The following is a 26,217-nucleotide window of genomic DNA, read 5'->3' on the forward strand; positions in this document are numbered from 1 at the left end:
GCTTGATTACAACGCCAATTTGACGGGCGCTTGGCCCAATTGCGTGCGTTGCAGCCAATCAAATACAGAATCTACCGTCACGGTTTCAATGTGATCGCTGAAACGTTTGTCCTTAGGGTGGTCATCAAACGCCACATTGGCCCGGGTGGCGCGCCCGCCCAAGCGCGTCAGGGGCCGAATGGTCAGCACGCTAGGCTCGTAGCCTTTGAACTTCAGCCAAGCCTGGGCGCGGTCGCGGTTCGTCACGCTGGGCTCCATGGCAAGCGCCAGGGTTTCCAGCGCCCACTGGTTGGACTGCTGGTACTTGGTGGCCCAGGCGTAACTCACCATGCTGTAGGCCTTGGTGTTCAACTGCGTGGCGCGCGCCGGGTTCTGAGTGTCTTGCAACAAAGCCAGCAAACGCTCCTGCACTTCAGCTGTGGGGGAAATCCAGGTCGCCTCGTAACGCCACAAGTCATCTATAAAAAACTCACCCAATCCCTGACGGTAGACATACGCGTCGGCAGTACCACATTGGTTGAGTTTGTGCATCACCCGCCAGACGTGACCACCTTGGCCATCTGGCTGCCGGTAGGCAAAGCCGAGGTGGGAGTAACGCAGGCCGTATTTGCTCAGGTCCTGCCCGGCACGCGCCAGGATCACCACGCGGTCACCACTGGCCTCCAGCGCGGCCAAAGTGCGCTCGGCCAAAGTCAGGCCACGTTCCACCGTGCTGGCCTTGGGTGGATGCTCGGCCTCACACGAACGTCCGGCAAATGCTGGCGTTGCGAACAAAGCCGCGCCACACCACAAAAGGATTGAAAGCGTGCGGCGCATGGTCAGCTCGTCACACGTTCGTTATGCAACAAGGCTCGGCCGATGGCATTCGGGATGAACGCAATCGCCTCTCCGGCTGCAGACAACACGGTGCCCGCACCGATCACACTCACCGTCACCACCGTACCCGCCACAAGCGAAGCGCCGGCCACACCCTTGCCCACGACTTCAATGCTGGCCTTCGCGCCGTCGGACATACGCTCCAGCACGTAGACGGTGCCGCGCGCGGTCGACTCAACGGTTTTCACCACCAGCACCGCGCCAGCTGTGGACAGCACTACGGGCACCGCCACCGCGGCGCCCGCAACTGCACTGGTGCCCACCACCACCGATGCGATGGGCAGAGCGGAGACGGCACTCAAGGCCGAGGCCTCGGATTGCGCATGCGCACTAAAAGTGGCTCCGGCACAGGTGGCCAAGGCGCAGGCAGCGATCAACATTGAAGCCAATTTGTTTTTCATGATGTTCCTCCAAGAGCTATTGGGTTGGCAAGATCGCCTGAGTTCAAGCAGCGGATCCATCTTGCGTATGGGCTTCGTGCCGGTCGCGCACAGTTTTCGCCAGAGTGAAGGTGCAAGTGATGAGGTAGAGCCAACTCACACCTAAAAAGGCCTTGTATGTGTCATTTATCTCCATACGCACCAGCCCCCAGCCGGTCAGGCCCATGGCCAAAATAAAGCCACCCCATACCACCAGCTTGAACATTGGGGTGTCGGCCGCAGGGCGTGCGGTGCGGGTGTTTTCGTTGTCGCGCACAAACTTCGCCAACCCAAACGCGGCAGACAAACAGAAGAAATAGCCCATCACCATGAACGCGCGGTCAAGGTCTTGGCCGGGCAAATACGCCAAGCCCACCGCGCAGAGGAATACGGCTGCGGCAAACGACAGCCAGACCTGCAAGGTCCAGGCTTTGGAATCACGTTGAAGACGAGCGGAGGGAGTGGCGAGATCGGTTTGCATGGCATTTCTTAAAGGTTGTTGAAGGTGGCGCGATTCTGTTCGCGAGCCCATTTGCAAATCGAATATTTGATACCAGTACGCATTTTTGTATATCAAGGTATCAAATTTAAATACTTTCAGCCGTGACAATTTTTCAACACAATCCCGTACGTCATACGCAGTTGCAGAGCTTCGTGTCCAATAGCGCCCATGGATAACCCTGATGCCATCGACAACCGGCTGACCGACCTCGAAATCAAGGTCAGCTTCACCGAAGACCTGCTCGACAAACTCGACCAAGTGATCATTCGCCAGCAAGAACAAATCGACGCGCTGGTGCGTGAAGTGGTGTTGCTGCGCCAGCAGCAACCCAGCGCCGACATGGGCGCACAGCCGCGCAATCTGCGCGACGAATTACCGCCACATTACTGAAGCAGCTCAGGCCGCCACAACCCACAACAACAAATTCATGGCTCAAAACTTTTTACGCACGGCGCTCATACTCGGCCTGCTGCAGGCCATCGGTCCGTTCGCGATCGACATGTACCTGCCGGCCCTGCCTTCCATCGGCCAGAGCCTGAACGCCTCCATGAGCGCGGTGCAGGCCAGCCTGATGGCTTTTTTCATCTCGCTGGGCATAGGGCAAATCATCTACGGCCCGGTCTCCGACATGATGGGCCGCAAGCTGCCGCTGTACTTCGGGCTGGCCTTGTTTGCCGTGGGCAGCATTGGCTGCGCCTTGGCGCCCGACATCCACACACTGGTCATCCTGCGTTTCATCCAGGGCCTGGGCGCTTGCGCCGGCATGGTGATTCCGCGCGCCATCGTGCGCGACCTGCATACCGGCAACGACGCCGCGCGGCTGATGTCGCTGCTGATGCTGGTGTTCAGCGTCTCGCCCATCCTGGCGCCGCTCACCGGCAGCATCTTGATCGAAGCCTGGGGTTGGCGCAGCGTGTTCTGGGCCGTCACCATCGCCGCTGGCCTGGGTGTGTTGCTGATGGCCACCAGCCTGTCGGAAACCCGCCCGCCATCACAGCGTGTGGACAGCAGCTTTGGCAGCGCCATCCAGGCTTACCGCACGCTGCTGAAAGACCGCTACTACATGGGTTTGGTGCTCATGGGTGCGTTTGGTGTGTCGGCCTTTTTTGCCTACCTGGCCAATTCATCATTTGTGCTGATCGACCACTACGGCCTGACGCCGCGCCAATACAGCATCGCCTTTGCGGCCAATGCGGCATCGTTCATCGGCGCCTCGCAGTTCACCGCCCATCTGGGTAAAAGCATTGGCCTGGTGCGTGTGGTCAAGACGGCCGTGCTTGGCTTTGTAGCCATCATGAGCTTGCTGCTGCTGCTGCAACTGGCCGGCTTCACACAGCTGTGGCTGCTGCTGGCCTTGCTGTTCATAGGCTACGGCTTCCTGGGCCTGGTGGTGCCAACGTCTGCCGTGCTGGCACTGGACGCCCACGGCGCCATTGCGGGCACCGCATCGGCGTTGATGGGCACCACGCAGTTTGTCACCGGCGCCATCGTCATGGCCGTGGTGGGGCAGTTCCTCGACGGAACCGCGCTGCCCATGGTGGCGGGCATTGCGGGCTCGGCCATCATCACTTATCTGCTGACCATGCTGACCCTGGGCAGCCAGGGCGGCACGCGGCCGCCGCAGGCTTAAGTCAAACCTTGGCGCCGCGCTCCACCAGCAGCGCGCGCAGCACCGAGCGGTGGCAGCGCGCCTCGTCGTCGCAATAACAGCCCACCGCCAGGTTGGCATGCAGCGACATCGCCGCCAGCAAATCCAACACCCGCGCGGCCTCGCCACCCTCCAGCTCGGCGCGAAATTTACGCGTGAAGACGGCCCAGGCCTTGTCAGCGGCGACGCCTTGCAACGCCTGTGCGGCCTGGGCTTCTTTCATTAGATCGACGCTGGGCGAGAGCAAGGGCAGCCACACGTCGTAATAGTTGCGGCTGGCGAATTCAGCTTTGGGTACACCACGTGGCGGGCGACGCACGGTGCCCACACGCAGACCTTCGTTGGGCGGGCGCGGGCTGCCCAGTTGGACGATAGCGATAGCCATAAACGCTTCTTTCTTAACTCAGTGCAGCCACTTTGGCACGCAGCACCTCGGGTTGAACTTCGCTGGCGGGCAACGCGGCGCCCACGTTCAAGCCCACGCGGTTGAACATCCCCCGGCGGAACGGCCGCACCATGGCGCCGTCTTTTTCAATGCGGCTGAAATACGAGCCCCAAAGATCGGTCAGCGCCATGGGGATCACCGGCCATGACACGCCTGATGGCGCACCTTCCAGAATCTTCATGATGCCACCCTTGAACTCCTGCAAGTAGCCATCTTTGGTGATGCTGCCTTCGGGAAAGATGCCTAGCAGGCCATCGTCGGCCAGCACCTCACGCGCCTTGGCAAATGCGGCCTCGTAGGCCACCGGGTCTTCGGCGCGCGGCGCGATAGGAATCGCCTTGGCCAGACGGAACAACCAGCCCAGCACCGGCGCCTTGAAGATGCGATGGTCCATCAAAAACACGATGGGCCGGGGGCTCGCCGCCATAAGCAACACCGCATCGACAAAACTCACATGGTTGCAAACCAGGATGGCCGCACCGTGGGTGGGAATGTTTTCGTCGCCGCGCACCTTGAAGCGGTAGACCACGTGCGACAACAACCAGGCCACAAAACGCAGCAAATACTCGGGCACCAGCAGGAAGATGAAGCTCGCCACCAGCGCGTTGGCAATACCCACGGCCAGGAAGATTTGCGGAATGCTGGCCCCCGCGCCCAACATGGCGCCGGCGATGAGGGAACTGGCAATCATGAACAAGGCATTCAAGATGTTGTTGGCCGCAATGATGCGCGCGCGGTGGGTCGGCTGGCTGCGCAGCTGGATCAACGCATACATGGGCACGCTGTACAGGCCGGCAAACAGGCTCAGCAGCAGCAGATCGGCGATCACACGCCAGTGCGCGGGCTGGGCCAGGAAGGCGCCCACACCCAAGGCATTGGCGGGTGGCAGGCCACGCGAGGCAAAGTACAGGTCGATGGCAAACACACTCATGCCAATCGCGCCCAGCGGCACCAAGCCAATTTCTACGTGCCGGCGGCTCAGCACTTCACACAGCAGCGACCCAATGCCAATGCCGACGGAAAACACCACCAACAGCAAGGAGGCGACATGCTCATCACCATGCAGGACCTCTTTCGCAAAACTCGGGAACTGGCTCAGAAACACCGCGCCAAAAAACCACATCCAGCTGATGCCCAGCAGCGACCGGAACACCACCAGGTTGCCGCGTGCCAGCTTCAGGTTGCGCCAGGTCTCGGTGAAAGGGTTCCAGTTGATGCGCAGGCCCGGGTCGGTGGCCGGCAGGCGCGGAATGAACTGCGCCACCGCGCGCCCCAGCAGCGCCAGCAGCACACAGGCGATGGCCACGTGTTGCGGCCCCACACCCGGCTCGGCCACCAGCAAGCCCCCGACCACGTTGCCCAGCAGGATCGCCACGAACGTGCCCATCTCGACCATGCCGTTGCCACCGGTGAGTTCACGGTCGGACAAAACTTGCGGCAGGTAGGCGAACTTCACTGGACCAAACAAGGTGGAGTGCACGCCCATCAAGAACGTGCAGAGCAACAAGATGGGCACGTTGGCGGCGATGAAGCCCCAGGCCGCCAGTGCCATGATGGCCACCTCGATGTTCTTCACCAGATGGATCATGCGGGTCTTCTCCCACTTGTCCGACAGTTGGCCGGACGTGGCCGAGAACAGCAGGAACGGCAAGATGAACAAGGCACCAATCACCAGCCCGGCCTGTGCTGGCGGCAACCACGCCACGCTCAAGTGGTAGGTCACCATCACGGTGAAGGCAAACTTGAACAGGTTGTCGTTGGCCGCACCCGAGAACTGCGTCCAAAAGAACGGCGCAAAACGGCGTTGTTTGAGCAGCGCAAACTGGCTCGGATGCTCGTTGGCCGGTACCTCTGCTGATGGGCGGGTGTCGTGATGCATGATGTCTTCTATATTGAATAAGCCTTTAGCGCCCGCCATTCTGGCGTATGCAGCTATTAAAACGCGAGTAATGTGAAGGCTTCTACCACCCACGTTGACGCGAGATTAACGAGCAGCGCCTGTGCCGCGCCAAAGAACTGGCTGCGCCGACATGGCAACACCCGGGGTATCGCCTGGCGATACCCCGCCAGCTAGGCGGCCTGGCGCAAGGTCTCGATCAGCGCGGCAATGCTGCTGACCTGCAGCTTGTCGTAAATCACCTGGATCTGGTTGCGCACTGTCGCCGGCGAACGCTCCAAGGTCTGGGCGATTTCTTTGTGGCTTTGCCCCTTGGCGATCAGGCTGGCGATGGTGTGCTCACGCGCGGTGAGTTGGTCGGCCAGGCAGCGCGCTCTTGCCTTGAGGAAGATCAGACCCTGCTCGACCCAGTGACGCACGACCAGGGTACGCCCCAGGTAGCGAGCCTGGCCGCCAGCCATGGCGGCCAGCAGCACCTGCGGCAATTCGGGGCCGTGCCAGTCGCTCCATTCGGCCTCGGCCAACCCCCGAAATGCCGGGTCGGCGTGGTAGAGCACGCCGCGGGCATCGGCAATCGCCGAGCCGTAGGGCGACATGGCTTTGTCGACAGCGTCCAACTGCTCTAGATGCATCACGCGGTTCAGCGCCAGTGCCTGCATCACGTGGGGGGCCAGCAGCTGCAACAGCCGGCTTTCATCGGGAGTGCAATGCGCGTCTGGGTCGGCCCGATAAAGACTGACCCAATGGGCAAACCGGGTGCGCGGATGGCTGTCCGCCACGATGAGCATGTTTTCATGTTGGAAGCGCCGCAGAAACTCGCGCATGTCCGCCTGGTCCTTGCTGGCCCGCCCGCCGTACTCCTGTTCAGCATTGATCGCCACAACCGTATTGGTTTTGCCCGCCAGGCGGAATGTGGCGGTGTCCAGGTGTTTCACCGGTTCATAGGCGACCAGCATCTCTGGCGACTTTTCGTGCAGATGCACGGAGTGGATGTCTATGCCCTGGGAGGTCACGGTGCCTGTGCCCCACATTGACGAGTCGAACGGCAACAGCAACTTGATTTGCGCCAGAGCGGCATCCTGGAACTGCTGAATAGGCAACTCCTGCGCCAGTCGATAAAGCCTCAACAACAAGGTACTGAAGTCTTCCGGTGCGCTCCGGTCATTAAACATCTTGTCCCGCTGATCCATAGTGCAATTGCACCATTGTGACATTTTGTATCAATCTTGATACTTCCCCTTCACACGCATTCTGCACGCCCGTCATCAACCTGAGCCGGGGAATGCGTGGTGAAAAGACAACTAAAACGCATGCCAAAGAAGGACTCTCGATGATGCAACAGACGCCCATTCGGACCAAGCTCAGCTTCGCTATCGCCTCCGCAACACTACTCGGGCTGAGTGCCTGCGGTGGTGGCGGTGGCAGCAGCTCTTCGCCCGCCCCGGCTCCTGTGACGCCAACCGTCACCACCACGTTCAGCGGCACCGCCGCCACGGGCGCCGCCATGGCTGGCGCCACAGTCAGCATCAGCTGCGCCAGCGGTTCCGGCAGCGCCACCACGGCGGCCAATGGCAGCTACAGCAAAGACCTGAGCGACATCACCCTGCCCTGCGTACTCAAGGCCGTGAGCAGCGACGGCGCCACCACGCTTTATTCGGTAACCACCCCCAGCACCACGGCCAGCACTGCACAGGTGGCGAACATCACGCCGCTGACGCAGTTGCTCGTGGCCAGCCTGGCGGGCACCGACCCAGCCACCTTCTTCACCAACTTCAGCACCACCGCCAGCAGCGTCACCGCAGCCAACATCAGCACCGCCGAAACCGCCGTGTTGACCACGCTGAGCAACGCCGGCTTAAACGTCACCGCGTTGACCAACCTGTTGACCGGCGCCCTGGTGCCGGCCACCACCACCAGCAGCGGCAACGCCTACGACGTGGTGCTGGACGCGCTGAAGGCCCAGCTCGCCGCCAGCGGCACCACGCTGGCCACGCTCACCACCACGGTAGCCGCCGCCTCGCCAGCCGCCAGCCCCACGGTCAACGCCAGCAACGGCGCAGCCAGCCTGCCAGCCTCGCTGCTGTTGAAGGCTGCTGACAGCAATTGCACTGCTCTACGCAGCGGAGACTTTTGGGTTTTCTCCCCCACGCTGGGCACCAGCGGCAACCCAGTCACCATCGCCAACCAAGTCACCAGCGGTAGTTATGACGCCGCCAGCAAAACCATGACCAACCTGGTGGGCAGCTCCAGCGTACTCAGCGCAAGCAACACCAGTTGCCGCTACCTCGCTGCCGATGGCGTGAGCGACGTGGTGGTGTCTCAAGCCGGCGTGCTGATGGCGCGCGTGCTGAAAAACGGCGTGTACCGCCTGAGCTTTGCCATCCCCAAGCAGACCATTAGCGTGGCGGAACTGGCTGGCACCTGGAACGGCCTGGGTTTTGAGCTCAACGATGCGGGCACGGCCTATGCCACCGACATCTTCACCGCCACGGTGAACAGCAGCGGCGCCCTGAGCGACATCAACCACTGCAACGGCGCCAACAGCTCGGCCACCTGCACCAACGAAACCGCCACCATCAACTTCAGCACACACAGCGACGGTGGCTTCAACATCGCGGGCAAAGACGGCAACGACACCTGGACCGACCGCGCCTTCGCCTACCGCGCAGGCAACGGCGACCTGATGCTGGTGGAAGTTGCCGGTGACGGCAGCATCTCCACCTGGACACAAAAACGCACGCTGAGCCTGCCTGCCGTCAACTCGGTGGGGGTGGGCAACTGGTCGGTACGCACCAGCAACACCTTGGTCGCAGCCACCATGGCCGCTGATACCGGCTACACCGTCACCGCCGTCGACACGGCCACCAGCAGCGTGACCCGCCGGGTGCTCGTGGCCGCCGGTAGCTCCGACACCTACGAGCAAACGGTGGTGCTGAACACCCCACGCGCCGGCTACAACTTCCGTGCCGCCGCTACGCCCACCAGCGTGGCTGGCGTCTCCCAAACGGTGCGCGAACGCACCAGTCTGAATCTGCGCGGCATGGGTTTCTCGGTGCAGTCTGTGCCAAGCCAGGACGCATTCCAGATCAGTGTTGACCAGTAAGGCGAACGCCTTACGCTGACAAACGCCCGGGCGCCTCAGGTGCACCGGGCGTTTTTTATCGGCTCGACAAACCGCTGGACGACACGAGAACCGGCCCCTGTGCAAGCACGCACTTGTCGCTAGACTCACCCCATGTCACCCCACCAACCGCCCTTGGCCACCACATCCCGCACCGATCTGAGCTGCCACGTTCTGGTGGTGGAAGACGAACAGACCATCGCCTTAAACGTGGTGGAGTACCTGGAAGCGCAAGGCTTCGGTGTCGACATTGCCTATGACGGCAAAGCCGCGCTGGTGCAACTGGGGCAGCAAACATTTGATGTGCTGGTGCTGGATCTGGGACTGCCGCGCATGGACGGCCTGCAGGTGTTGCAGCAGGTGCGGCATCACCTGGGGCTGACGCTGCCGATTCTGATCCTGACGGCGCGCGAGGCCATCTCCAGCAAACAGGCGTGTTTCGAAGCCGGCGCAGACGACTATCTGGTGAAACCGTTTTCACTGGCCGAACTCGTACTGCGGGTGCGCGCGCTACACCGCCGCACGGTTGGCAGCGTGGTGGCCGCGCCGCTGAGCGCCGGACGCCTCAAACTGGACCGGCGCGCGCAACAGGCCTTCGTCGGCGATCAGCCGGTACACCTGTCGCCGCGCGGATTGCAAATCCTGGAAGTCCTGATGCGCGACCCTGGCCGGGTGGTATCACGCGCCGAAATCGAAGCCCAACTCTGGCCCGGCGGAGCACCCGACAGCGATGCCTTGCGCAGCCAGATCCATTTGCTCAGGAGAGCCCTCAGCCAGGCCGGATTTGCCGGTGTGGAAACCCGCCACGGCCTTGGCTGGCGCTTGCAGGCGGAGGACGCAGCATGACCCTGCGGCGCCGCGTGATGCTGGCCATGGTGGCGTTGGTGGCGCTGTTCACGGCGATTCAAGGCAGCTTGGCCGTTTTGTCCATGCACGACCAGGAAGACGATCTCGTCGACGATCTGGTGCTGGCGGAAACCCGCCGCCTGGCAAGCCGCGTCACACAGGACGGCACCGATATCCTCGACGACGACATCCACACCCTGCTGCCGGACGACTACCAGGCGTGGTGGGTGGGCCCCGATGGACGGGCTATCCCCGCGCCCTTGCCCAAATCGCTGGAAAAGCTGCCCAGCGGCCCGCACATCGACAGCGCCGAAGGCGGCGAATACCACATCATGATCATGCCCGTGGCCGGTGGCCACCTGTTTGTGCGCTACAACGCAGCGCGCAACGAAGACAAGGTGCAGTTGTTCGCCCTGCATGTGTTTTTGCTGGCCTTGGTGGTCATCGTTTTGGCGGCCTGGATTGCGCACTATCTGGCCGGGCTGTTGATCGCGCCGCTGGAAAAAGTGGCGCAGCTGCTCGACCATTGGGCCCCCGCCTCCGAGCCCGGCGCCATCTCCGCCCAGGACGAGGAGCAGCGTGTGCTGGATGCTTTTGAACGTGTGCAGGTGCGTTGGGAACATGGGCTGGCGCGTGAGCGCGAGCGCTTCGCCGACATACACCACGAAATTCGCACACCGCTGGCGGCATTGCGCACCGACCTGGAGATGCTTCAGATGCTGGACCAGCGCCGCCCCGGCCCGGCGGCGCCCCCAGGCAGCGACGCGGCATTTGGCCCGCGCCTGCAACGCGCCATGTCCACGGTCGACGCAATTGCCGGTGCGCTGGAATCCATGCATTCACTCCAGACCGGGCGCAACGCCTCGGTTGAAAACGTTCCGTTATCGGTTTGTGTGGCCGACGCCTGGGCCAGCCTGGGCGAGCTGCCCACCGCACGTGCGCTGACCCTGTCCAACGAAGTCGACGCGCAGGCTTGTGCGCTGGTCGACCGGCAGGCGCTGATGGCCATTTTGCGCAATCTTTTCCGCAATGCGGCCGAACACGCCGCACCCGCCATCCTGCTGGTGCGTTTTGAGGACGGACAGATTCTGGTGTCGGACAACGGTCCCGGCATCCCCGCGCAAGACATGCCCTTTGTGTTTGAGCGCTACTACCGGGGGCGCCTCGCCGACACCTCTGAACCCAGGCCTGCAGACAGCAGCAACGAGTACGAACGCGGCCTGGGCCTGGCCATCGCGCGCCAAGTGGCCGAGGCCAATGGCTGGCGTTTGACGGTGGGCGACGCACACCCCAAAGGCACACAATTCCGCCTTTCTTTCTAACAACCTGTTCACCATCTATTGAGGGCCGCAATAGATGGTGAACAGGCTCTGATCAGCCGCACTTTGACGAAACTTTGACGCGTTTTCGACGGGGTCATCACAGCCCTGTCTCTACGCTCGGGACTTCACTTTTGAAGTCTTGTTCTCATGTCATCCGTACGCTGGGCTCCGTGGTCACCCGACCAGGCCTTTTTTGTCAAAGTCGGCCTGGTCCTGCCACTGTTGCTGGCTGGGCTGGCGGTGTTGTTGCGCAGTTCAGGACTGGATGACCGCATCAGCGCCTATTTCTACGACGCTCAGACCCAGCAGTTTTGGCTGGACACCAATGGCTGGGCCGAACTCCTCGGGCACCGCCTGGGCAAGTCGCTGGTGCTCGTGGTCTGGTTGCTGCTGCTGGCGGCGGCAGCCGCCGCGCCGTGGCTGTCGCCGCTGAAGACACACCGCCGTTTGCTCTGGACACTGGTGCTGGCCATGGGCCTGGGCCCCAGCGTCGTCACCCTGCTCAAGGACATCAACACCCATGCCTGCCCGTGGAGCCTGAAAGAGTTCGGCGGTGCCGCCAACTACAGCGCGGAGTGGTTTGTGCCGCGTCTAGAAGCTGGGCGCTGTTTCCCCGGTGGCCACGCCTCCGGCGGTTTTTCGCTGGTGGCCATCGCTTTTGCCGGGCAGTCTCTTCAGCGCCCCAGGCTGCGTCGCCTGGGCTTGTGGCTGGGCCTGGGCGTTGGCGCCCTGTTCAGCCTGTTGCGTGTCGCCCAAGGTGCGCATTTCATGAGCCACAACCTATGGGCTGCGTCCGTCGACCTCTGGTTGGCGGCCCTGGTCTTTAGCCCGCTGCTGCTGGCCCCCTCACACCGACCAAAACTGACTGCGTCCATGGGCGCACCTCGGAGCGCTTCATGATCGATCTCGTTTTGAAACACCGCCGCCCTGTCGGCTCGGCGCAGGCATCCGCCTTGCCCGCACCACCCCAGGAAAAGACCGTCTGGTCGACAGAGGCCCTGGTACTGGCCGTGGTGGCCCTGCTGGTCGCCCTGGCCAACCTGCCCTTTTGGCGCGCCACCCTCGAAGGCCGTCTGTTCCTCGACATCAACACCTGGCGCTTCCTGCTCACCAGCATCGTGATTCTGCTCGGGCTGCACGCCGTGCCGGTGCTGCTGCTGGCCACACGTGTCACGGTGCGGCCGCTCCTGGCCTTGCTGATTGTAAGCAGCCTGGTGGCGCAGCACATGATGCAGCAGTACGGTGTTGTGCTCGACCCATCGATGCTGCGCAATGCCTTGAAGACCGACACCCACGAGGCGTCCGAGCTGATGACGGCCTCGCTGTTCATCAACATCGGTATCGGTATTGCCGCCTCGGCGCTGCTGTGGCGCGTTCCGTTGCGCAGCATCCCCTGGCGCAAGGCCTTGCTGGTGCGGGCACTCAGCGTGGCTGGTGTGTTGCTGGTCACGGTCGCCGCGCTGCTGCTGGGCTTTCAAGACTTCTCGTCAACCATGCGCAACCAAAAAGAGGTGCGCTACACCATCACACCCGGCAACGTGTTGTACTCCACCGCGCGTGCGGTGAGCGCCGATATTCAAGATGCCCGCCGCGTGGTGGAACCCTTGGCCCCTATTCACATGGCCGCCGGTGCCACAGCGGCCGGACGCAAGCCCCGTTTGCTGGTGGTGATGGTCGGCGAAACCGCGCGCTCCATGAACTTCTCGTTGAACGGCTACGAACGCACGACCAACCCGGAACTCTCGGCGCTGCCCATCATCAATTTCCCGCAGACCACCTCCTGCGGCACGTCCACCGAGGTGTCCTTGCCCTGCATGTTTTCGTCCTACGGCCGGGCCAACTACGACGAAGCGCGGATCCGCGGCAGCGAGTCGCTGATCCAACTGCTGGCGCGCTCGGGCATGCGGGTGGTGTGGCTGGACAACCAAAGCGGCTGCAAGGGTGTCTGCACAGGTGTGGAGTTTCATGACGTGACCGCAGGCACCGACCCGGCACTGTGCCCCGATGGCCATTGTTTTGACGGCGCGCTGGTGCAGGGTTTGCAGCGGGTCATAGAGCAAGACAGCACCAGCAACGCCGCAGGCCGCGACACCGTGGTGGTGCTGCACCAACTGGGCAACCACGGCCCGGCGTACTCTAAGCGTTACCCGGCAGAGTTCGCACGTTTCAAGCCCGAATGCAACAAGCTGGAACTGCGCGACTGCAGCCGCGAAGAAATCACCAACGCGTATGACAACGCCATTCTCTACACCGACCATTTGCTCGCCTCCACCATTACGCTGCTGCAAAAACAGCAGAACAAGTTTGACGTAGGTCTGGTGTATGCGTCCGACCACGGTGAATCCCTGGGTGAAAAAGGCCTGTACCTGCACGGCATGCCCTTGGCCATTGCGCCCAAAGAGCAATACACCGTGCCCATGGTCTGGTGGTTTGGCGGCACTGGCGCCAGCGGCTGGAACGGTCTTGACGCCAGTTGCCTGCGCGCACGCGCCCAGCAGCCCGCACACCACGACCATCTCTACCATTCCATCATGGGCTTGATGGGGGTGGAGACGTCCAACTACATCGCCGAGCGCGATCTGATCAGCAGATGCCGGGAGCCCAGGACAGGCGTGTGAACGAATAAACGGCGCCTGGGGCTTGCCTTAGATCGTCCGCGAAGCTGGGCACTATAAAGTAGGCCCTCTACGTTCGCACCTCCATCCCGCACGCCATGAGCACCACCGCCGACCTCGTCACCGCCCTGAAGAAAGAACTCAAACACGCCCAAATGACCTACGCCGACCTGGCGCGTGCCATGGGCATGGCCGAGTCAAGTGTCAAACGCATGTTGGCCAAGGGCGAAATGTCGCTGTCGCGGGTCGATGCGATCTGCCGGGCCCTGAAGCTGGACTTCGCCGAGCTGGCGCGCAAGGTGGCCGACAACCAACCGCTGCTCGCCGAACTCACGCAGGCCCAGGAACGCGCGGTGGTGGCAAACAAAAAACTGCTGCTGGTGGCCATCTGCGTGCTCAGCCAATGGACGCTGGAACAAATCACCAGCGCCTACCGCATCAGCCAGGCCGAGGCCATTGTGTGTCTGGCGCAGCTCGACCGCATAGGCATCATTGAACTGCGCCCGCTGAACCGTTACCGGCTCAAGCTGGCAAAAACTTTCCGCTGGCGCGCCCATGGCCCGGTGATGGAATTTTTTCGCGACGAGGTGCTGCTCGACTACTACGCCGGCGGTTTCGACGGTCCGGGCGAAGGCCTGCTGCTGGTGCACGGCGAGGTCAGCCGCAGCCTCGCGCCCGCCTTCATGGAGCGCCTGCAGCGCGTGGCCCAGGACTTTGCCCAACAGCATTTGGCTGACCAGAAACTGCCGACCAGTGAACGCGAGGGTTACACCCTGCTGCTGGCCATGCGCAGTTGGGAGTTCGCCGCGTTTGCGGCGCTGCGCCGATAACAGCCCGCTACAGGCCAGCACTGCCGCTGCTGGGCGGAAAACCGCTTCACAAAGCCACACAGCTGTGCCTACAATCGCCCCCGCAGGAGAGTGAGGGGCAAGCCGCCCCTCCACCGAAGGCGCAAACTCCCATGAACGCTCAGGTCCCGTACTGCATTCATTGAAAAAGCCGTCTGAAGAGACACCACGCGGGCAACCCGCCCAAGCCGTGGTGCACCGAAGGAGCAAACCCCCAGCGCGTGCCGGGAGTGAATCTCTCAGGTACCAAGGACAGGGGGAGCGGCAACTTGAGGCGTCGGCCTGGGTTGCTACTTTTTTATAGCCGCTCACGCTCGTCCCTCAAGCGCACAACCGCTAAAAGGTTCTCACCATGCGCGTGACTGTTCTCGGCGCCGGCTTGCTCGGCGTCAGCTCGGCTTATTTCCTCAACCAACTCGGCCACGACGTGACCGTGCTCGACCGCCAGGCCACGCCCGGCGCTGAAACCAGCTTCGCCAACGGCGGGCAAATCTCGGTCAGCCATGCCGAACCCTGGGCCAACCCCGGCGCGCCGCTGAAGCTTTTGCAATGGCTGGGCCGCGAAGATGCGCCGCTGCTGTTTCGCCTGCGGGCCGACATGCGGCAATGGCTGTGGGGCCTGCAATTCCTGCGCGAATGCACACCGGCGCGCACGCGCCACAACATCGAACAAATCGTGCGCCTGGGCAGCTACAGCCGAAGCGTGTTGCAAGGCTTGCGCCGCGACATCGGCCTGGCCTACGACGAACGCACCCAGGGCATTCTGCATTTCTACACCTCGGCCAAAGAGTTCGATGCCGCCCTGGCACCGGCCGAGCAGATGCGCGCCCTGGGCTGCGACCGGCAAGTGGTCTCGGCGGACGAGGCCGTGCGCCTGGAGCCCGCGCTGCGCCACATCCGGCCGCAACTGGCAGGCGCCACCTACACGCGTGAAGACGAATCGGGCGATGCCAACCAGTTCACCCGCGCCCTGGCGCAACGCTGCGCCAGCAACGGCGTGAAGTTCCTGATGGGCCACACCGTCACCGCTTTGCCCATGGTGGGCGGCCGCATCGACCATGTGGAGGTGACCAACCGGGAGGGCCGGTTTGAGCGCATTCAAGGCGACAGCGTGGTGCTGGCCATGGGCAGCCTGAGCCCGCTGATCGCCGCTCCGCTGGGCATTCACTTGCCTATCTACCCGGCCAAGGGTTACTCGGTCACCATGCCGGTCAAAGACGCTGCCATGGCGCACGAGGTCAGCCTGACCGACGACGAGTTCAAACTCGTGTTTTCGCGCTACACCTCGGCTGACCGGGATGTCATGCGCATCGCAGGCACGGCCGAATTCAACGGCTACAACCGCGACCTAAACAGCGTGCGCTGCGAAGCCATTGTGAAACGTGTGGAGCAACTCTTTCCCGGCGCGGGCGACACCAGCCAAGCCCAGTTCTGGACCGGCTTGCGCCCGGCCACCCCGAGCAACGTGCCCATGATTGGCAAGACCAAGGTCGCCAATCTGTTCCTGAACACCGGCCATGGCACCCTGGGCTGGACCCACGCCTGCGGCTCGGGCAAATCCGTGGCACGCATCATCAGCGGCCTGGTGCCGGAGGTGGACTTTGCGTTCACCGGTTTGGCCGACGAACGCCGCACACGCAGCATTCGCCCCGCCACGTCATAAACGCTATGGACCGCCCAGGCAAACACCGTGGAACTGGCTTTGCCAGGCCACAGGTGTTGCCCCCTGCAAGGGGGTTGGCGTAGCGACACGTAGTGCGCGAAGACTAGGGGTGTTCCAAGCCCTCCCCCCTGCAAGGGGGAAGGCGCAGCGACACGCCGTGCGCGCAGACTGGGGGTGTTCCCCCAGCTAATCGGTGAAAACCGTCAACACCCCGGTGTAGCCGTAAAGATGATGACGGGCGATTTCGCCACCCGCAAAAAAGCCCACCAAGGGCACGTCACCGAGTGCGCGGCGCACGATCTGCAGTTCGGCGCTGGGGGCGCCGAAGTGCGGGCCGCCACGGCCGGCGCAACTGACGTAGATGGCGCCCGCGATGCGCCGCGCCGGGTGTGGCGCCGATTCGGCCTCGGACGCCGCCAGCGCGGAAGCCACCTCCACGGTTTGCTCCTCGGGCTCCAGCTCTTCGCGGATTTCGGCGCAGATGCGCACCAGGTCGGCCTTGGCCGCGGCGCGGTTGCGTTGGCAAAAGGCCATGCGCATGCCCACGCTGGCGCGGTCGGCAATCGCCACCCCTTTGCGGCCCGGGTCCAGGCCTATGATGTGGCGCACCAGCACGTCGCTGCCAAAGTGGCCGCTACGGCCCACGGCATCGGTGTCGGTGCCGGCCTCGCTCAGGCCCACCAGGGTGGCGCGCACGGCAGCCAAGGCGATTTGCGGCTCATCCAGCGAAACCTTGAGGTCGCGCAGCAACACGTCGAGCGCGGGCTCGCCGTCTAGCGCCACCAGCACATTGCCATCGACTTCGGTGACCACCCGCACCGGCCCCACGGGATGCGCCCCCTGGGTCACACGCGAGATCAGGCTCACGCCTTCGGCAAACGCCACGCCACTCAGGCCGCCAACAAACACACCACCGGCCGCGCCATGGCCTTTGATGTTGCCGTTGCCGCCCACGGCAAATTGCACGGCGCGTGCGCGGCCCGAGGCCAGGCCGCCGAACACATAACCGGTGTCGGTGCGCGCCGCCATTTCGGCAATCAGTTCCACCACATCGGGCGTGCTGGCATCGGCATGCACCAGCGCGGTGTGTGCTTCAAACGCCATGCCCAAAGGCGCCACACCCGAGAACACACGGTATTGGTTCGAGGGTATGCCGCAGAGCATGACGCTGATGGCGGGCTCGTCGAAATACTCGACGTTTTGCGCCGCCACACCTACACCCACACAGCCCGACCAGTCCACCACCTCGGGCAGTTCACCGCTGATGTGGTCCAGTATGTCCTGCGCCGCGTTGGCGTAGGCATCGGTGATGTAGAGCAGGCCCAGCGTGGGCGCGCTGACGTAGTCGGGCAACGCCATGTGGGCGCGTAATTGCGCCAGCACCAGGCCGGCGGCCATGCGCCAGTCGGGGTGGGTGGCGTGGCCGTAGGGAAACAATTTCATATGGAGCTCCTCGGGCGGGCAGATGCAAAAGGGGCGGAGCTTGGGCCAAAACCTACAACTGCTTCAGCGCGCCCGCTTCCTCGCCGGTGCAGCGCCCTTTTTGGCGGGTTTGGCGGCCGTCTTGCCAGCCGCCTTGGCAGCGGGTTGACGCACGGCACCTGCAGCAGATTTTGCAGCAGGTTTAACACCGGATGCTGCGGCTTTGCCGGTCGACCTTGGGGCTGACCTGGCTACTGGCTTGCCTGCCCTGGCGGCGGCTTTGACACCTTGGCTCAAGACCTCGGCGCTCTTCATCGCTTCCTTGGCAAAACTCGCGGCCATCTGGCTGCTGTCGTCCACGGCTTTCTGCAAGGCCGACTCGCTCACGGCGCTGGCGGCAATTTGCTGGAACTGCGTGGCCAGGGCGTTCCACCAATGCAGCGGATCAATCACCCCGGCCGGTTTGCTGCCAGCGCTGGCCGCTGCTGCTGCAGGCGCAGCGGCCGCGGAGGACTCGGGTTCGGCTGCAGGGGGCGCTGCCTCAGGCTCTGGCGGCGCGGCAAATTTGGCGCTGGCGGCGGCGGCCGCTTTTTGCATTTGCTCGAACGCGCTGGCCATGCTGCTGGCACTCGGGGCTGACGCTGCGGCGGGCGCAGGTGCCGGGGGCTCGGCCACCGGTGTCTTGATCTTGAACGCATCGGCCAGGTCACCCATGCTGAAGTTCATGCCACGCAGCGTGGCCAGGGTCATTTTCTGCACCTCCAGCGCCTGGATGGTGGCCTTCAGGGCAGCGGCGTTCTGGTCGAGCCAGAACTGCACGGCCTTCAATTCTTCAATGCGTTTTTCCAGCTCTTCGACATTGATGGTGGGCGCCACCCAATGGCCCAGGTTGGGCATCTTGGGCGACTTCTGCGTGGCCTGCTCGGCCAGGTTTTGCAGGAAGTCGAAGCCGGGTACAAATTTGCTGAAATCAAAACCGGGGGTGCTGCTCATGGTGTCTCCATCATCGGTTGCGGGCTGGTGCCAGCGCCAGCGGCGCAAAACGCCGCGCGTGGCGATACCAGCTTACTCCAATGAGCGCCGCTTGGAAGGCGCTGCTCAGTGCTTGTGTGCTGCAGCGGGTGTTGCACCTGGGGCAGCCCCCGGCGCCGTCACGGCCACCGGCACCTTCAAGGCCAGGGTGCTGCGCACACCCTTGGCGTCTTCAAACGTCAGGGTCAGGGGCACCGTGGTGTCCTTGGGCAAAGCGGTCTTCAGGTCCTGCAGCATCAAGTGGTAACCACCGGGCTTGAGTTCCACCGTGGCACCGGCCGGCAGGTCCAGCACCGGCACTGCGCGCATACGCATGACGTCACCCTCCATTTTCATTTCGTGCACTTCGGCCACACCGGCCACGGGAGTGCTGACGCCCACCAGGCGAGCGCCTTCCTTGGCGGTGATCTTCATGAACCCGCCGGTGCCTTTTTGGCCCTGCACGGTGGTACGCACCCAGGCGTCCTGCACCTGGATGGCTTGCGCAAACAGCGGGCCGCTGGCCAGGGCCAGGGTTGCGGCAAAAAGTTTGAGGGAGATTTTGGTCATGGTGTGAGTCTGAAGTGGTTGCAGTGTTGGGCCGTATCAGTGTTGGTGCCCGCCGGCGGCTTCGGACGGAATGACGTCCAGCAGCACGGCGGGGCGCGCCAGGCCCTTGGTGGAGGTGCCGGTGGCGGGCACCTGCGCCCAATCCACGGCCACGCTGTCACAGGTCTGCAGCACCTTGAACCACATCGGCCCGGCCTTGTCGCCAAGACTGCCGCGCAGCACAAACTCGTCGAAGTAGGCATCGGGCAAGGCATTCGCGGGTGAGGCGGCGGTCCAGGTGATTTCGGCCACGTCGTCGGTCACGGTTTTGCCGTGGCTGGTGACGGGCTGGGCCAGGGGCGCACGCCGTACCTGAACCGTCCAGCCGGCCTTGGGCATGGGCCGTGCGCCGCTGAAGCCAGCCGGCAACTGCACACGCAATGCCGTGGTGGCGGCACCGTCACAGCCGTGGCCAACGTTGAAGACAGCTTTGTAGCCACCGTTGGCCAGCGCCGCTGGCTCGGCCAGACTGACGTGCGCAAAAGCTTGGCCTGCGCTCATGGCGGCTGCGGCAATAGCTATAAATTTAAGAGTGCTCAAAGAATTTTTCATGGTCAATAGGGTCGGAATGGCGTTGCGCCACGATGGCGCAGTGGTGTCTGACGTTCAGACAAGTCGGCCCGGCCTGGCCACAGCACAAGATGCGACACCAGCCGGGAGAGCAATCAGTAACGTCAGACCTGCGGCGGACCACGCGCCGGCAATGGCGCAGCCGCCGTGGCAACCCAGGGCGCTGAAGCCTGGCCATGCAACACGTGGCGCAGCCACGGCGGCGGTGCCAAGGGCTCGCCTGAAAGCACTGGCGGAGGTGCGCCGGACGCCATACACAGCGGGCAGTCCAGCGTGTGGCCGGCCAGCCGCGGAGCTGCACTGTCCTCAGCGTCTCCCGCCTTCTGCACCAGTTTGACCACACCGGCGCTGCTGCACACCAACTCCATGGCCTGTGGACGCACCATGGGTGAGGCCATCGCCACACCCAGAGCCAGCAGCCACCAGCAACACACCCAGCGCGCCATGCGGCGAGCGATCTGGTGGACGGCTGTGTGTTGTGGCATGCGCGCATTATGCCCAGCGGCTGGCTCCGGGCCGGGCATGCACCCGACGCACAGAGGGGATCAGCCCAGCAAGCCTTGCCGCAGAATCTTGCCGTTAAATGCACTAAGCTCGCCGCATGCAAAGCCTCTTTCACTTCGCTTTCCACGTCCGCGATCTAGACGTGGCGCGCCAGTTCTACGGCGCCGTTCTGGGCTGCACCGAAGGGCGCAGCACCGACACCTGGGTCGACTTCGACTTCTTCAGCCACCAGATTTCGCTGCACCTGGGCGAACCGTTTGCCACCACCCGCACCGGGCGTGTGGGTGAGCACCTCGTGCCCATGCCGCATTTCGGCCTAGTGCTGGCACTGCCCGACTGGCAGGCTATGGCCGCGCGCTTGCAGGCCGCCGGCACCGAGTTTGTGCTCAAGCCCCAGGTGCGTTTTGAAGGCGAGCCGGGTGAACAATGGACCATGTTCTTCTGCGATCCCTTCGGCAACCCGCTGGAGATCAAAGGGTTTCGCTCGCTTGACGCCTTGTACGCCAAGTAGGCTTCTTCGCGGCTGAACGCCCATGGGCTACACCTTCGCCTCCGCCACCATTCTGTTGCTGCTGATCACCGATCCGCTGGGCAATATTCCGGTGTTTGCCAACGCCCTGCGCAACGTGCCGCAAGAGCGCCGGGCACGCGTGATCCTGCGCGAGGTGTTGATCGCCTTCATGCTGCTGCTGGCCTTCATGTTCATGGGCGACAGGTTCTTGCGCGTCATGGGCCTGAGCCAGCTGTCACTGCAGATTGGCGGCGGTGTGGTGTTGTTCTTGATTGCCTTGCGCATGATTTTTCCGCACCCCGAGCAGGCGGACGCTGAGTCCAGCGTGGAGCCGCTGATTGTGCCGCTGGCCATTCCCATGCTGGCCGGCCCTTCGGCCCTGGCCACGGTGCTGCTGCTGGTAGCCCAGGCGCCCGAGCGGCGCCTTGAATGGGTGGCCGCACTCAGCGTGACCATGGCGGTATGCGCCGTGGTGCTGCTGTTGGCCGAGCGCATACAGCGCGTGCTGGGAGAACGTGTGGTCACCGCCTTCGAGCGGCTGATGGGCCTGGTGCTGGTGGCCGTGTCGGTGGAAATGCTGATCCGCGGCGTGAAGATGCTGGCGGCCGAAATGCCGCACTGAACTTCGTCGACAGTCCTCAAAAAAAGCCCCTGCACGGCAACACCGGCAGGGGCTTTTTGCTGGGCGGTCAGCAGCGTCAGTCGAGCTTCACACCCGTGGTCTGAATGATCGGGCCCCAGCGCTTGGCTTCGCTGCGTGCAAAGCTGTGGAACTGCTCAGGTGTGCCGCTCAGCGACTCCATGCCAAAGTCGCTCATGCGCTTTTGCACTTCGGCATTGGCCAAGGCCTTGTTGAGTTCGCCATTCAGCTTGGCGACCAGGGGCGCAGGCATGGCGGCCGGGCCAAGCAGGCCCTGGAAGGCAAAAACTTCGGAGTTGGCCACACCGGCTTCGGCCAGGGTGGGCACATTTGGCAACTGCGGCACACGTTTGGCCGAGCCAATCGCCAACACACGCACCTTGCCGCTCTTGATGATGGGCAGACCGGCGGCCAGGTCGAGGAACATACAACGCACCTGGCCACCCATCACATCTTGCATGGCGGGTGCCGCGCCGCGGTAAGGGATGTGTGTGATGAAGGTGCCGGTGCGCGCCTTGAACATTTCCATCGCCAGGTGGTGCGGCGAACCATTGCCGGGCGAGGCGTAGTTCAGGTCGCCGGGCTTGGCCTTGGCATAGGCGATGAAATCCTTGACGGTTTTGACATCGAAGTCCGGGTTCACCACCAGCGCCAACGGAAACCGGCTGATGCCGCCGATGTAGGTAAAGCTGCTGTCGGGGTTGAACGGCAGGCGGTTGAACAGGTGTTCGTTATAGGCCAGCAAGGCGTTGTCGGCGGACATCACGGTGTAACCATCGGGCTTGGCCGTGGCCACCACTTGCGCGCCTATGTTGGTCGAGGCGCCGGGACGGTTGTCCACCAGCAACGGCTGGCCCACGGAGGCGCGCATGGCTTCGGCCACCGCGCGCGCCAACACATCCGTGCCGCCACCTGCGGGGTAGGGCACGATCCAGCGAATGGCCTGGCTCGGGTATTCGTTTTGGGCGCGTGCCCAAGGTGCGGCCATACCGGCGGCCGAGGCCGCAAAGGTGGTCAAAAGGGTGCGACGTTGCATGTGTTGTCTCCTGGTTATGTTTTTAAGCCCACCGCAGCGGCGGCGGATCACACGGGGGCGGTGATTTCCTGGTCTATGGCACCAAACAGGCTTTGACCATCGGCGGTCTTCATTTCGATCTTGATGCTGTCACCAAACTTCATGAACTCGGTGCTGGGCTGGCCATCTTGAATGGTTTCAATGCAGCGCTTTTCGGCGATGCAGCTATAACCCTTGGGCCATTGCATCTTGCCTTTGACTTCCACCCCCTTGTTGCTGACCGTGCCCGAACCAACGATGCTGCCCGCACGCACGTTGCGTGTCTTGCAGATGTGCGCCACCAACTGACCGAAGTGGAAGGTCATCTCGGGGCCCGCATCGCAGTTGCCGACCTTGCGGCCATTCCAGGTGCTTTGCAAGGGCAGGTGCAGGCGGCCTTGTTGCCAGGCATCGCCGAGTTCATCCAAGGTCACAGCCACCGGGCTGAAGGCCGTGGCGGGCTTGCTTTGGAAGAAGCCAAAACCCTTGGCCAACTCGGCCGGAATCAGGTTGCGCAGGCTCACATCGTTGACCAGCATCACCAGGCGGATGGCGTCGAGCGCCTGCTCAGGTGTGGAACCCATGGCCACGTCGCCGGTCACCACGGCGATCTCGGCTTCAAAGTCTATGCCCATGGCTTCATTCGGCACCACCACCGGGTCCATGGGGCCGATGAAATCGTCGCTGCCGCCCTGGTACATCAACGGATCGGTGTAGAACGTGGCGGGCACTTCGGCGTTGCGCGCCTGGCGCACCAGTTCCACATGGTTGATGTAGGCCGAGCCATCGGCCCACTGGTAGGCGCGCGGCAGCGGGGCCATACATTGCTTGGGGTCGAACGGGAAGGCGTGGCGTGCTTTGCCCTGGTTCAGCGCGTCGTACAGGTCCTGCAACTGCGGACTGATGAAGCCCCAGTCGTCCAGCACTTGCTGCATCCGGTGGGCGATGCCAGTCGCATAATGGGCCGTGCTCAGGTCACGCGAAACCACCACGAGTTGGCCATCACGCGAGCCGTCTTTGTAGGTTGCAAGTTTCATGGGAATCAGTCTCCGATCAGTCGCTGTCTAAGGTCAGATGATGTTGCCATTGTGGCGCTGTGTCGCTTCGCCGCATGTCAGATAAATTACGAATAGTTAAATTTATTCTACTAAACGAAATTACAGGAATTCTAGTGCAAGTGGAAATTGACGAGGGCGACGGCTCCGAGAAGGCCCGTGCGGGCATTCAATCGGTAGAGGTAGGTTTTACGCTGCTGGAGGTGATGGCCCAGGCGCGTGGCCCGCTGATGCTGCGCGATCTGGCCAGCAGCGCCCAGATGAGTGCGGCCAAAGCACACCGCTACCTGGTGAGTTTCCAGCGCATGGGCTTGGTCATCCAAGACGCCCGGGACAACCGCTACGACCTGGGCCCCGCCAGCCTGCGGCTGGGTTTGGCGGCGCTCTCAAGGCTGGACGCGGTGCAACTGGCACGCGAGCGCATAGTCCAACTGACGGCAGAGATCGGCCATACGCTGGCGCTGGCGGTCTGGGGCAACCATGGGCCCACCATCGTGCATTGGCAGGAGTCGCCGGAATCGGTCACGGTGAATCTGCGGCTGGGTGATGTGATGCCGCTGCTGTCGTCGGCCACCGGCCGCTGTTTCGCGGCCTATGTTTCGCAAGAAGCGGTGGCGCCGCTGCTGGCGCACGAATTGGCGCGCGCCCAGAAAATGGGCCGCAACACCCCCTTGCCCACCAACCAGGCCGACCTGCAAACCCTGCTGGCCGAAGTACGCACACATGGCGCGGGACGGGTGGTGGGTGATTTGCTACCCGGCATTGGCGGCTTTTGCGCGCCTATCTTCGATGCCAACGGCCACCTCGCATTGGGGCTGGTCGCACTCGGTGCGTTGAGCGACTTTGACGTAGCCTGGGGCGGCGCCATCCACGCCCCACTGTGTGCAGCCGCAACCCAACTCTCACACGATCTGGGTTACAAGGCTTGAAAAAAGAAGCCGCCGCCGCCCAAGGTTCGCGTTACGGCTGGATCGGCCTGCCGATGCGGCCATTGCTATTACTGCTGGTCCTGGTGCTGTTGGTGCATTTTTTCATTCTGCGTGTCCTGCCCATGCCGTCGCTGGCATTGGCGCCGAATGCGACACGCGCCTTCAGCACACGCACGCTGACACCCCCGCCACCCGTCGCCGCGCCCGCGCCGGTTGCCGTTGCCCCGATACCCAAGCCCAAGCCAAAACCCAAACCACGCCCGGCACCGCTAAAGCCGGCACCGGTGATGGAAGACCCAAGCCCAACACCCGCCGCAGAAAGTGACAGCGCCACGGCGGCCACGGCCGTCGCAGAGGCCACCGACCCCAGCGCCGCCGGCCCGCTTGCGCTCGCCAGCGCAGCCGAATCCGCCGCGTCTGCGGCACAGGCGGCGGCCTCGGCTGCAGAAGCCGCCCAAACCGCTGCATTGGAAGCGCCGCCGCAGCATCCACCGAAAAACCGCAACACGGCGCTCGGGCCGGTCAACATCCCCGGCTCCTTGCGCATCAAATATGACGTGTTCGGCGAAGCCAAGAAACTCACCTACCGCGCGCGCTCCGAGGTGCTCTGGCAACACGATGGCAGCCACTACACACTCAAAAACACCGTCAGCGCCTTCCTCATCGGCTCACGCACCTGGAGCAGCGAGGGCGACATCACACCCGAAGGCCTGGCGCCCAGACGTTTCTCGGACAACTGGCGCAAAGAGCTGGCGGCACATTTCGAGCGCGACAAGGGCCGCGTGATCTTCAGCGCCAACACACCCGAGGCGCCATTGCTCAGCGGCGCACAAGACCGCATGAGCCTGTTGATGCAGTTGTCTGCGATGTTTGCCGGCGCATCGGCCAACTACCCGCCGGCCACCACCATCTCCATGCAAATCATTGGGCCGCGCGACGCCGAGGTCTGGCTGTTCACGGTGAACGGCCCCGAAACCCTGTCGCTGCCCAACGGCCAGATCGACACCCTCAAGGTCAGCCGCAACCCACGCAAAGAGTTTGACCAGACGGTGGAGGTGTGGTTCTCACCCTCGCAGCAGTACCTGCCGGTACGGCTGAAGATCACCCAGGCGAATGGCGACTATGTCGACCAGCGCATGCTGGAGATAGAAGCCAACTGAAATCCAGCCCGAAGTTCGGCGCAGAACCGCCTTGAAATTCGGCCGGCAGCACCAAAGTGAGGTACATCGCGGACATGAACCGCCTGTAGCGTCATAAAAGTCGCACAAATTGCGAATAAACGCAGCTTTTTGGCCACAGTTCAATACATTCACGCCTTGGCGGGAGTATCTTGGACAGGCCTTCACCACATCTGAAAGGAGCCGCCATGAACACCCTCTACGACTCGGAATCTTTTGCAGTTGTGCACATGCAGCCCAACGCCGTTGACGGCGAAGCGGCCGACATCCAACACATGAGCACCGGCCGCCCCATCGCCCCCGGGCGCGCCACGGCTCCGTACATGGAGCGCCATGGTTTTGAGATTGTCGACAAACGCTCGGGCAAAGAGGTTTACCTTGATGGTTCCTGGGCCGAGCTGTTCCAGCAGCATATTTCGGCCTGGCAGTTGAACACCCCTTCGCAGGAAGAAGTCGAAGACACGCTGGAACGTTATGCCGAACTGGCGCAAAACCCTGTAGTCGTGCACTAAGCCACAAAAGTCACAGCGCC

General features: G+C 63.0%; 27 protein-coding genes and 1 riboswitch. Of the genes, 14 read left to right on the forward strand and 13 right to left on the reverse strand.

Annotated features, from left to right (window positions below; genetic code table 11):
• Positions 1 to 6: 6 nt before the first annotated feature.
• From ACFQ95_RS12285 to ACFQ95_RS12295, 3 genes are read right to left on the reverse strand one after another with little or no spacing between them, the layout of a single operon-like run.
• Entirely contained in the window at positions 7 to 816 is an 810-nt protein-coding gene (locus tag ACFQ95_RS12285) for a DUF2145 domain-containing protein (protein WP_422831298.1), read from the reverse strand.
• 2 nt (positions 817 to 818) lie between these two features.
• On the reverse strand, positions 819 to 1,277 hold the full coding sequence (locus ACFQ95_RS12290; protein WP_422831300.1) for a hypothetical protein: 459 nt from the start codon (positions 1,275 to 1,277) through the stop codon (positions 819 to 821).
• A gap of 43 nt (positions 1,278 to 1,320) precedes the next feature.
• Positions 1,321 to 1,776 (reverse strand): YiaA/YiaB family inner membrane protein, encoded by a 456-nt coding sequence (locus ACFQ95_RS12295; RefSeq protein ID WP_422831466.1) that lies wholly within the window; start codon positions 1,774 to 1,776, stop codon positions 1,321 to 1,323.
• Between the two features lie 189 nt (positions 1,777 to 1,965).
• On the opposite strand from ACFQ95_RS12295, the gene ACFQ95_RS12300 reads away from it, so the two are divergent.
• Positions 1,966 to 2,187 (forward strand): SlyX family protein, encoded by a 222-nt coding sequence (locus ACFQ95_RS12300; RefSeq protein WP_422831301.1) that lies wholly within the window; start codon positions 1,966 to 1,968, stop codon positions 2,185 to 2,187.
• A gap of 37 nt (positions 2,188 to 2,224) precedes the next feature.
• The gene (locus tag ACFQ95_RS12305) at positions 2,225 to 3,427 is read left to right on the forward strand and encodes a multidrug effflux MFS transporter (RefSeq protein WP_422831303.1); all 1,203 of its coding nucleotides are present in this window, start codon (positions 2,225 to 2,227) and stop codon (positions 3,425 to 3,427) included.
• Between the two features lies 1 nt (position 3,428).
• Here the strand turns inward: ACFQ95_RS12305 and ACFQ95_RS12310 are convergent, their stop codons facing one another.
• The 3 genes from ACFQ95_RS12310 to ACFQ95_RS12320 form a co-directional block, all read right to left on the reverse strand.
• Complete coding sequence (locus tag ACFQ95_RS12310) at positions 3,429 to 3,830, reverse strand: DUF488 domain-containing protein (RefSeq protein ID WP_422831304.1); 402 nt, start codon at positions 3,828 to 3,830, stop codon at positions 3,429 to 3,431.
• A gap of 13 nt (positions 3,831 to 3,843) precedes the next feature.
• Positions 3,844 to 5,769 (reverse strand): MFS transporter, encoded by a 1,926-nt coding sequence (locus ACFQ95_RS12315; protein ID WP_422831306.1) that lies wholly within the window; start codon positions 5,767 to 5,769, stop codon positions 3,844 to 3,846.
• Between the two features lie 191 nt (positions 5,770 to 5,960).
• Positions 5,961 to 6,959: a helix-turn-helix transcriptional regulator gene (locus ACFQ95_RS12320; protein ID WP_422831308.1), complete on the reverse strand. Its 999-nt coding sequence runs from the start codon at positions 6,957 to 6,959 to the stop codon at positions 5,961 to 5,963.
• Positions 6,960 to 7,117: 158 nt separating this feature from the next.
• Here ACFQ95_RS12320 and ACFQ95_RS12325 point away from each other — a divergent pair, with 158 nt between their 5' ends.
• The 7 genes from ACFQ95_RS12325 (at position 7,118) to ACFQ95_RS12355 (ending at position 16,202) form a co-directional block, all read left to right on the forward strand.
• Positions 7,118 to 8,890 carry a hypothetical protein gene (locus ACFQ95_RS12325; RefSeq protein ID WP_422831309.1) on the forward strand — a complete coding sequence of 591 codons (1,773 nt, stop codon included), beginning with the start codon at positions 7,118 to 7,120 and terminating at the stop codon, positions 8,888 to 8,890.
• Between the two features lie 132 nt (positions 8,891 to 9,022).
• A complete protein-coding gene (locus tag ACFQ95_RS12330) occupies positions 9,023 to 9,754 on the forward strand; it encodes a response regulator transcription factor (RefSeq protein ID WP_422831311.1) in 732 nt (243 codons plus the stop codon).
• Positions 9,751 to 11,076, forward strand: a complete 1,326-nt coding sequence (locus ACFQ95_RS12335) for a sensor histidine kinase (RefSeq protein WP_422831312.1) — start codon at positions 9,751 to 9,753, stop codon at positions 11,074 to 11,076. Before ACFQ95_RS12330 ends, ACFQ95_RS12335 begins: the two co-directional genes overlap by 4 nt.
• 147 nt (positions 11,077 to 11,223) lie before the next feature.
• Positions 11,224 to 11,976 (forward strand): phosphatase PAP2 family protein, encoded by a 753-nt coding sequence (locus ACFQ95_RS12340; RefSeq protein WP_422831313.1) that lies wholly within the window; start codon positions 11,224 to 11,226, stop codon positions 11,974 to 11,976.
• Positions 11,973 to 13,694 carry a phosphoethanolamine transferase gene (locus ACFQ95_RS12345; RefSeq protein ID WP_422831314.1) on the forward strand — a complete coding sequence of 574 codons (1,722 nt, stop codon included), beginning with the start codon at positions 11,973 to 11,975 and terminating at the stop codon, positions 13,692 to 13,694. The genes ACFQ95_RS12340 and ACFQ95_RS12345 overlap by 4 nt, the downstream gene beginning before the upstream one ends.
• Positions 13,695 to 13,789: 95 nt before the next feature.
• Positions 13,790 to 14,521: a helix-turn-helix domain-containing protein gene (locus ACFQ95_RS12350; protein ID WP_422831315.1), complete on the forward strand. Its 732-nt coding sequence runs from the start codon at positions 13,790 to 13,792 to the stop codon at positions 14,519 to 14,521.
• A gap of 163 nt (positions 14,522 to 14,684) precedes the next feature.
• Positions 14,685 to 14,805, forward strand: a riboswitch (glycine riboswitch).
• Positions 14,806 to 14,891: 86 nt separating this feature from the next.
• Positions 14,892 to 16,202 (forward strand): D-amino acid dehydrogenase, encoded by a 1,311-nt coding sequence (locus ACFQ95_RS12355; RefSeq protein ID WP_422831317.1) that lies wholly within the window; start codon positions 14,892 to 14,894, stop codon positions 16,200 to 16,202.
• A gap of 186 nt (positions 16,203 to 16,388) precedes the next feature.
• Here the strand turns inward: ACFQ95_RS12355 and ACFQ95_RS12360 are convergent, their stop codons facing one another.
• The 5 genes from ACFQ95_RS12360 to ACFQ95_RS12380 all read right to left on the reverse strand — a co-directional run bounded on the left by ACFQ95_RS12360 (position 16,389) and on the right by ACFQ95_RS12380 (position 20,299).
• The gene (locus tag ACFQ95_RS12360) at positions 16,389 to 17,645 is read right to left on the reverse strand and encodes an FIST signal transduction protein (RefSeq protein ID WP_422831319.1); all 1,257 of its coding nucleotides are present in this window, start codon (positions 17,643 to 17,645) and stop codon (positions 16,389 to 16,391) included.
• 63 nt (positions 17,646 to 17,708) lie between these two features.
• On the reverse strand, positions 17,709 to 18,617 hold the full coding sequence (locus tag ACFQ95_RS12365) for a PhaM family polyhydroxyalkanoate granule multifunctional regulatory protein (protein ID WP_422831321.1): 909 nt from the start codon (positions 18,615 to 18,617) through the stop codon (positions 17,709 to 17,711).
• 105 nt (positions 18,618 to 18,722) lie between these two features.
• Positions 18,723 to 19,205 (reverse strand): copper chaperone PCu(A)C, encoded by a 483-nt coding sequence (locus ACFQ95_RS12370; protein ID WP_422831322.1) that lies wholly within the window; start codon positions 19,203 to 19,205, stop codon positions 18,723 to 18,725.
• Positions 19,206 to 19,241: 36 nt separating this feature from the next.
• Entirely contained in the window at positions 19,242 to 19,796 is a 555-nt protein-coding gene (locus ACFQ95_RS12375) for a YcnI family protein (protein ID WP_422831323.1), read from the reverse strand.
• A gap of 122 nt (positions 19,797 to 19,918) precedes the next feature.
• The gene (locus ACFQ95_RS12380) at positions 19,919 to 20,299 is read right to left on the reverse strand and encodes a DUF2946 domain-containing protein (RefSeq protein ID WP_422831325.1); all 381 of its coding nucleotides are present in this window, start codon (positions 20,297 to 20,299) and stop codon (positions 19,919 to 19,921) included.
• Between the two features lie 116 nt (positions 20,300 to 20,415).
• Here ACFQ95_RS12380 and ACFQ95_RS12385 point away from each other — a divergent pair, with 116 nt between their 5' ends.
• Both ACFQ95_RS12385 and ACFQ95_RS12390 read left to right on the forward strand, forming a co-directional pair.
• On the forward strand, positions 20,416 to 20,829 hold the full coding sequence (locus ACFQ95_RS12385) for a VOC family protein (protein ID WP_422831327.1): 414 nt from the start codon (positions 20,416 to 20,418) through the stop codon (positions 20,827 to 20,829).
• Positions 20,830 to 20,851: 22 nt separating this feature from the next.
• Positions 20,852 to 21,451: a MarC family protein gene (locus ACFQ95_RS12390; RefSeq protein ID WP_422831329.1), complete on the forward strand. Its 600-nt coding sequence runs from the start codon at positions 20,852 to 20,854 to the stop codon at positions 21,449 to 21,451.
• A 76-nt stretch (positions 21,452 to 21,527) separates the two neighbouring features.
• Here the strand turns inward: ACFQ95_RS12390 and ACFQ95_RS12395 are convergent, their stop codons facing one another.
• Both ACFQ95_RS12395 and ACFQ95_RS12400 read right to left on the reverse strand, forming a co-directional pair.
• Positions 21,528 to 22,505, reverse strand: coding sequence for a Bug family tripartite tricarboxylate transporter substrate binding protein (locus ACFQ95_RS12395; protein ID WP_422831330.1), 978 nt, complete (start codon positions 22,503 to 22,505; stop codon positions 21,528 to 21,530).
• A 47-nt stretch (positions 22,506 to 22,552) separates the two neighbouring features.
• Positions 22,553 to 23,560 carry a fumarylacetoacetate hydrolase family protein gene (locus ACFQ95_RS12400; RefSeq protein WP_422831331.1) on the reverse strand — a complete coding sequence of 336 codons (1,008 nt, stop codon included), beginning with the start codon at positions 23,558 to 23,560 and terminating at the stop codon, positions 22,553 to 22,555.
• Positions 23,561 to 23,694: 134 nt separating this feature from the next.
• On the opposite strand from ACFQ95_RS12400, the gene ACFQ95_RS12405 reads away from it, so the two are divergent.
• From ACFQ95_RS12405 to ACFQ95_RS12415, 3 genes are all read left to right on the forward strand, one after another.
• Positions 23,695 to 24,507, forward strand: a complete 813-nt coding sequence (locus ACFQ95_RS12405) for an IclR family transcriptional regulator (RefSeq protein ID WP_422831333.1) — start codon at positions 23,695 to 23,697, stop codon at positions 24,505 to 24,507.
• Positions 24,504 to 25,667, forward strand: coding sequence for a DUF3108 domain-containing protein (locus ACFQ95_RS12410; protein WP_422831334.1), 1,164 nt, complete (start codon positions 24,504 to 24,506; stop codon positions 25,665 to 25,667). Before ACFQ95_RS12405 ends, ACFQ95_RS12410 begins: the two co-directional genes overlap by 4 nt.
• Before the next feature lie 206 nt (positions 25,668 to 25,873).
• Positions 25,874 to 26,197 (forward strand): BTH_I0359 family protein, encoded by a 324-nt coding sequence (locus ACFQ95_RS12415; protein ID WP_422831336.1) that lies wholly within the window; start codon positions 25,874 to 25,876, stop codon positions 26,195 to 26,197.
• The last annotated feature ends 20 nt before the right edge of the window (positions 26,198 to 26,217 follow it).

Source organism: Variovorax sp. HJSM1_2, assembly GCF_049316285.1.
GTDB lineage: Bacteria > Pseudomonadota > Gammaproteobacteria > Burkholderiales > Burkholderiaceae_C > Rhodoferax_B.

What these genes read in the sequence shown, in the direction of transcription:
- ACFQ95_RS12355 (WP_422831317.1), top strand. Translation starts at nt 14,892, where the DNA reads ATGCGCGTGACTGTTCTCGGCGCCGGCTTGCTCGGCGTCAGCTCGGCT.
- ACFQ95_RS12340 (WP_422831313.1), top strand. Translation starts at nt 11,224, where the DNA reads ATGTCATCCGTACGCTGGGCTCCGTGGTCACCCGACCAGGCCTTTTTT.
- ACFQ95_RS12310 (WP_422831304.1), bottom strand. Translation starts at nt 3,830, where the DNA reads ATGGCTATCGCTATCGTCCAACTGGGCAGCCCGCGCCCGCCCAACGAA.
- ACFQ95_RS12385 (WP_422831327.1), top strand. Translation starts at nt 20,416, where the DNA reads ATGCAAAGCCTCTTTCACTTCGCTTTCCACGTCCGCGATCTAGACGTG.
- ACFQ95_RS12325 (WP_422831309.1), top strand. Translation starts at nt 7,118, where the DNA reads ATGATGCAACAGACGCCCATTCGGACCAAGCTCAGCTTCGCTATCGCC.
- ACFQ95_RS12360 (WP_422831319.1), bottom strand. Translation starts at nt 17,645, where the DNA reads ATGAAATTGTTTCCCTACGGCCACGCCACCCACCCCGACTGGCGCATG.
- ACFQ95_RS12300 (WP_422831301.1), top strand. Translation starts at nt 1,966, where the DNA reads ATGGATAACCCTGATGCCATCGACAACCGGCTGACCGACCTCGAAATC.
- ACFQ95_RS12295 (WP_422831466.1), bottom strand. Translation starts at nt 1,776, where the DNA reads ATGCAAACCGATCTCGCCACTCCCTCCGCTCGTCTTCAACGTGATTCC.
- ACFQ95_RS12320 (WP_422831308.1), bottom strand. Translation starts at nt 6,959, where the DNA reads ATGTTTAATGACCGGAGCGCACCGGAAGACTTCAGTACCTTGTTGTTG.
- ACFQ95_RS12365 (WP_422831321.1), bottom strand. Translation starts at nt 18,617, where the DNA reads ATGAGCAGCACCCCCGGTTTTGATTTCAGCAAATTTGTACCCGGCTTC.
- ACFQ95_RS12350 (WP_422831315.1), top strand. Translation starts at nt 13,790, where the DNA reads ATGAGCACCACCGCCGACCTCGTCACCGCCCTGAAGAAAGAACTCAAA.
- ACFQ95_RS12335 (WP_422831312.1), top strand. Translation starts at nt 9,751, where the DNA reads ATGACCCTGCGGCGCCGCGTGATGCTGGCCATGGTGGCGTTGGTGGCG.
- ACFQ95_RS12390 (WP_422831329.1), top strand. Translation starts at nt 20,852, where the DNA reads ATGGGCTACACCTTCGCCTCCGCCACCATTCTGTTGCTGCTGATCACC.
- ACFQ95_RS12400 (WP_422831331.1), bottom strand. Translation starts at nt 23,560, where the DNA reads ATGAAACTTGCAACCTACAAAGACGGCTCGCGTGATGGCCAACTCGTG.
- ACFQ95_RS12345 (WP_422831314.1), top strand. Translation starts at nt 11,973, where the DNA reads ATGATCGATCTCGTTTTGAAACACCGCCGCCCTGTCGGCTCGGCGCAG.
- ACFQ95_RS12305 (WP_422831303.1), top strand. Translation starts at nt 2,225, where the DNA reads ATGGCTCAAAACTTTTTACGCACGGCGCTCATACTCGGCCTGCTGCAG.
- ACFQ95_RS12290 (WP_422831300.1), bottom strand. Translation starts at nt 1,277, where the DNA reads ATGAAAAACAAATTGGCTTCAATGTTGATCGCTGCCTGCGCCTTGGCC.
- ACFQ95_RS12330 (WP_422831311.1), top strand. Translation starts at nt 9,023, where the DNA reads ATGTCACCCCACCAACCGCCCTTGGCCACCACATCCCGCACCGATCTG.
- ACFQ95_RS12370 (WP_422831322.1), bottom strand. Translation starts at nt 19,205, where the DNA reads ATGACCAAAATCTCCCTCAAACTTTTTGCCGCAACCCTGGCCCTGGCC.
- ACFQ95_RS12380 (WP_422831325.1), bottom strand. Translation starts at nt 20,299, where the DNA reads ATGCCACAACACACAGCCGTCCACCAGATCGCTCGCCGCATGGCGCGC.
- ACFQ95_RS12375 (WP_422831323.1), bottom strand. Translation starts at nt 19,796, where the DNA reads ATGAAAAATTCTTTGAGCACTCTTAAATTTATAGCTATTGCCGCAGCC.
- ACFQ95_RS12395 (WP_422831330.1), bottom strand. Translation starts at nt 22,505, where the DNA reads ATGCAACGTCGCACCCTTTTGACCACCTTTGCGGCCTCGGCCGCCGGT.
- ACFQ95_RS12415 (WP_422831336.1), top strand. Translation starts at nt 25,874, where the DNA reads ATGAACACCCTCTACGACTCGGAATCTTTTGCAGTTGTGCACATGCAG.
- ACFQ95_RS12315 (WP_422831306.1), bottom strand. Translation starts at nt 5,769, where the DNA reads ATGCATCACGACACCCGCCCATCAGCAGAGGTACCGGCCAACGAGCAT.
- ACFQ95_RS12285 (WP_422831298.1), bottom strand. Translation starts at nt 816, where the DNA reads ATGCGCCGCACGCTTTCAATCCTTTTGTGGTGTGGCGCGGCTTTGTTC.